This is a genomic window from Mycobacterium sp. TH-M15 (genome assembly GCF_057473705.1).
The window spans coordinates 1-4,247 of sequence record NZ_JBYCLB010000666.1; the positions used below are offsets into that span (position 1 = coordinate 1).

The following is a 4,247-nucleotide window of genomic DNA, read 5'->3' on the forward strand; positions in this document are numbered from 1 at the left end:
GCCCGGTACGCCGACGACACCGCCTGTCCGGTGTTGCGCCCGACACTGACCCCGCCGCCGGCCAGCGCGAACGCGCCCGGCTGGGTGATCATCTCGCCCAGGGTGGCGACCGCCGCGTCGTCGACGTACAGCGCCGCCCGGCCCACCGGGGTGTGGCTGCCCGGCATGGTTCCGCTGCGCTCGAAGCGGACCCCGAAGACGTGTTCCCCCAACGGGACCGGGTCAGGCGCGGAGAGCCACTGCTCCCGCTCACCGAGGAAGTTGTAGACGTAGTGCAGTCGTCCGCGGTCGACGAACAACGCGTGTCCACCGTGCCGGGCACCCTGCTTGAACAGCACCCCGGCCGCATCGACGCGGTCGACCCGGACCCGGGCCAAGACCGCGAACGACCGGCCGCGCAGCTCCACGCACGCGCCCAGCGGCACCTCGGCGGTGTGCGGGTAATAGGTGTAGCTGTCCCGTTCGCCGCCGGCGCGCGGGCGCCAGCGGCCGGTCATCTCGACGATGTTGAGGTCGGCCAGCGGCAGTCCGTTGTATCTCTCCGCCTCGGCGAACCACAGCGCCTGCAGCTCGGCGAGCTTGTCGGGCTGCTCTTCGGCCAGGTCGCGGCACTGGCTGCGGTCGGCCTCGATGTGGTAGAGCTCCCAGCGGTCTTCGGCGAAGTGCCCCCAGCCGGCCGGCGCCGCCGCGTGCACGGTGCCGGCGAACCACCCGCGATGCCAGATCCCGCGGGTGCCGAGCATCTGGTAGAACTGCGTCTGCTTGCCGGTGGTCACCCCCGGATCGGCCAGTGCCGCTTTGAAGCTGACGCCCTCCAGCGGCCGCTGCGCGATCCCGCGCACGGTTTCCGGCGGGGTGATGCCGAGCAGGTCGTAGACGGTCGGGGTGACGTCGCAGACGTTGACGTAGCTGTCGCACACCCCGCCGTGTGCGGCGATGCCGGCGGGCCAGCTGACGATCGCCGGGTCGGCGATCCCACCTTCGTGGGAGGCGTACCGCTTGTACAGCTTGTAGGGCGTGTTGAACGCCATCGCCCAGCCGATCGGGTAGTGGTTGTAGGTCTCCGGGCCGCCGAGCCGGTCGTACAGCTTCATCGCCTCGGCGGTGCTGTCCAGGTAGCCGTTGAAGAACTTGTTCTCGTTCGGTGAGCCGTTCGGTCCGCCCTCGCCGCTGGCGCCGTTGTCGGAGACCACCACGACGATGGTGTTGTCCAGCTGGCCGGATTCCTCCAGATAGTCCAGAACCCGGCCGATCTGGGCGTCGGTGTAGCTCTGGAATCCGGCGAACACCTCGGCCATCCGGGCGAACAGCCGCCGCTCGTCGGCGTCCAGGCTGTCCCAGGGCCGGACCGTGTCCAGCGCCGGCCACGGAGCCCCGTCGGCGCCGGTGGCGTCGGTGTACGGATTGACTTCCGACAGCCGGGTCTCCGGCGGCACCAGGCCCAGCTTCTTCTGGTTCTCCAGCACGATCTCGCGGTAGCGCTCGTAGCCCATGTCGAACCGGCCGGCGTACCGGTCCGCCCATTCGGCGAAGACGTGGTGCGGCGCATGCCCGGCCCCCGGGCAGACGTAGCCGAACCAGGGCTTGTCGGGATCGACCGCCCTGGCGTCGCGGATGAATTCGATCGTCTTCTCGGCGATGTCCTTGGACAGGTGGTAACCGTCCTCGGGAGCCCCGGGCGGCTCGACCGGGTGGTTGTCGTAGACCAGGTCCGGGTACCACTGGTTGGTCTCGCCGCCCAGAAAACCGTAGAACCGGTCGAAACCGCGGGATGTCGGCCAGTGCCGCCGGGTGGCGGCCATGTTCGACTCCTCCAGCGGGGTGAGATGCCACTTGCCGACGCAGAAGGTGTGCCAGCCCTGCTCGGTCAGCACCTCGGAGAGCAGCGCCGTCTCGAACGGGATACGCCCGCTGCAGTTGGGGAAGCCGTCGGTGAACTCCTCGATGGTGGCCATCCCGACGCTGGTCGCGTTCCGGCCGGTCAGCAGCGCCGCCCGGGTCGGCGAACACAGCGCGGTGGTGTGGAACTGCGACAACCGCACGCCCCGGTCGGCGATCCGGCGCATCGCCGGCATCTCGACCAGTCCGCCGAAACAATCCCAGGTGGCGATCCCGGTGTCATCCCAGACCAGATAGAGCACGTTGGGGGCGCCGGCGGGCGCGGTCGGCGGGGCGAACGGACCCCAGTCCGGCTCGGAGTCGCGGATGTCGACTTCGATCCTGCCGGTAAATGCCGTTGTCATCGCCCACTCTGCTCTGCCCGTGCCGATTGCGTCGCAGCCTACCTTGCAGGTCTGCCACGACCCTGGGCCGATGCCGGGTAACGACCGCCCACGGCCCGCCCGGACGGCTCTCCTTTTGGTGCCCGGTGACGGCGATCGTGACGACCGCGTGGATCACGCCGCGCACCGCACGTGGGTCGCCTCGCCGGAAGACGGTGCCGTCGTCACGGAGCAACGGATGAAGCCGGCGCTGCGGAACCAGTTCGACGACCGGGCCGCCGGCTTCACGTGGGCAGCGCAGCCGCCCCCCGTTCAACCGGCCGGACCGCGGCCTCAGGGAACGGTTACCGTGAACTGCTGCATCAGCACCGGTTTGGCCGCGTCGAGACCGGGATCGCCATCCGGGCCTTCCAGGTGAACCGTGACCAGATACTTTTTGGTGTTGGTCCAGATGTGAGTGATCCGATCGGCGAAGCCGACCGGGCCCACCGGCCCGGGGAACGTTCCGGTCAGCACCTGGCTGCTGTAGCCGCAGAACTTGGCCCCGCCGACCTCCAGCTGAACGTCCGGGTGCGACGCACGAAGCGTCGCCGCGTAATCGGCGAACGCCGCGGCCGGATCGAGATCGGTGGCGGCGACCGCCACCGACCCGGTGAGACCACCCGGCCCGGCCAACGGCAGCGGCTCACCGGTGCCGGTCGTCCAGTCGGCGGGCTCGGTCAGCACGATGATCGGCGCCGCCGGGTCGGCGACCTTCACCGTCAGCGGCGTGCCCGGCTGGATCTCCGGGGAGAGGCAGATCAGTGCGTCCGGCGGGATGTGCTCGGGCAGCGTCGTCTCGATTCCGGCTGCGTCGTCCGCCCGCGTGGTGCTCATCGGTGCGGTGTGCGCCAAGCCGCCCTCGTCGCCGGTGTCTCCCGCGTCGGTCAGGTGGCAGCCGGCCAGCAGCAGCGATAGGAAGCCGATCGCGACCACACCGGCCCGGCCGTGCATCCGGGCTACTTGGCCTTCTCCAGGATCTCGACCAGGCGCCAGCGCTTGGTCGCCGAGAGCGGGCGGGTCTCCATCAGCGAGACCCGGTCGCCGATACCGGCGATGCCCTGCTCGTCGTGCGCCTTGACCTTCTTCGTGGTCCGGATGATCTTGCCGTACAGCGGGTGCCGCACCCGGTCTTCGAGTTCGACCACGATGGTTTTCTGCATCTTGTCGCTCACCACGTAACCGATCCGGGACTTACGCCGGCCGCGTGGCTTCGGCGTGCTCGGGGTATGCTTCGGCCCCTTCTCGCCGGTCGCGGCCGGTTTCGCGGCGTCCTTCTGCGGGTCGGCCTTCTTCGGGGCGGCCGTTGCAGCGGTTTTGGCCTCTGCCATCACGATTCCTTACCTTCGACAGCTTCGGCGCCCTGAGCGCCTTCCGGCCCGGACGCCAGGCCCAATTCCCGTTCGCGGAGCACGGTGTAGACGCGCGCGATCTCGTGGCGCACCGCGCGGAGTCGGCGATTGTTGCCGAGCTGGCCGGTCGCCATCTGGAAGCGCAGGTTGAACAGCTCTTCCTTGGACTTGCGCAGCCGCTCGACTAGTTCTTCGGCGTTGAGCTCGCGCAGCTCGCCGGCGGAGACACCCACTGCCATCAGAACTGCTCCTCTCGGGTGACGATCCGCGCCTTGATCGGCAGCTTGTGGATCGCTCGGGTCAGCGCGGCGCGGGCGACCTCCTCGTTGGGGTAGCTCAGCTCGAACAACACCCGGCCGGGCTTGACGTTGGCCACCCACCACTCCGGGGATCCCTTGCCGGAACCCATCCGGGTCTCGGCCGGCTTTTTGGTCAGCGGCCGGTCCGGGAAGATGTTGATCCACACCTTGCCGCCACGTTTGATGTGCCGGTTGATGGCGATACGCGCCGACTCGATCTGCCGGTTGGTGATGTAGGCGTGCTCCAGTGCCTGGATGCCGTACTCACCGAAGGTCACCGCGGTGCCGCCGCTGGCGAGGCCGCGCTGCTTCGGGTGGTGTTGCTTACGGTGCTT

Annotated in this window: 5 protein-coding genes; all 5 read right to left on the reverse strand. The window is 69.1% G+C overall.

Going from position 1 to position 4,247, the window contains the following annotated elements; all coding sequences use genetic code 11:
• Window positions 1-2,243, reverse strand: a 2,243-nt coding sequence (locus tag AC2VNT_RS16275; RefSeq protein WP_486947839.1) for an arylsulfatase, incomplete at its 3' end; no start/stop codon positions are given.
• A 312-nt stretch (window positions 2,244-2,555) separates the two neighbouring features.
• Window positions 2,556-3,215, reverse strand: a complete 660-nt coding sequence (locus tag AC2VNT_RS16280) for a hypothetical protein (protein ID WP_486947840.1) — start codon at window positions 3,213-3,215, stop codon at window positions 2,556-2,558.
• A 5-nt stretch (window positions 3,216-3,220) separates the two neighbouring features.
• Window positions 3,221-3,595: a 30S ribosomal protein S17 gene (gene rpsQ, locus AC2VNT_RS16285; protein WP_486947841.1), complete on the reverse strand. Its 375-nt coding sequence runs from the start codon at window positions 3,593-3,595 to the stop codon at window positions 3,221-3,223.
• A complete protein-coding gene (gene rpmC, locus AC2VNT_RS16290; RefSeq protein WP_486947842.1) occupies window positions 3,592-3,852 on the reverse strand; it encodes a 50S ribosomal protein L29 in 261 nt (86 codons plus the stop codon). The genes rpsQ and rpmC overlap by 4 nt, the downstream gene beginning before the upstream one ends.
• Window positions 3,852-4,247 (reverse strand): 50S ribosomal protein L16 (gene rplP / locus AC2VNT_RS16295; protein WP_486947843.1); only part of this gene is annotated, 396 nt, incomplete at its 5' end. The genes rplP and rpmC, both read right to left, overlap by 1 nt.

Excerpts from the sequence above, each read along its gene's own strand:
- AC2VNT_RS16280 (WP_486947840.1), bottom strand. The coding sequence starts at position 3,215 with ATGCACGGCCGGGCCGGTGTGGTCGCGATCGGCTTCCTATCGCTGCTG.
- rpmC (WP_486947842.1), bottom strand. The coding sequence starts at position 3,852 with ATGGCAGTGGGTGTCTCCGCCGGCGAGCTGCGCGAGCTCAACGCCGAA.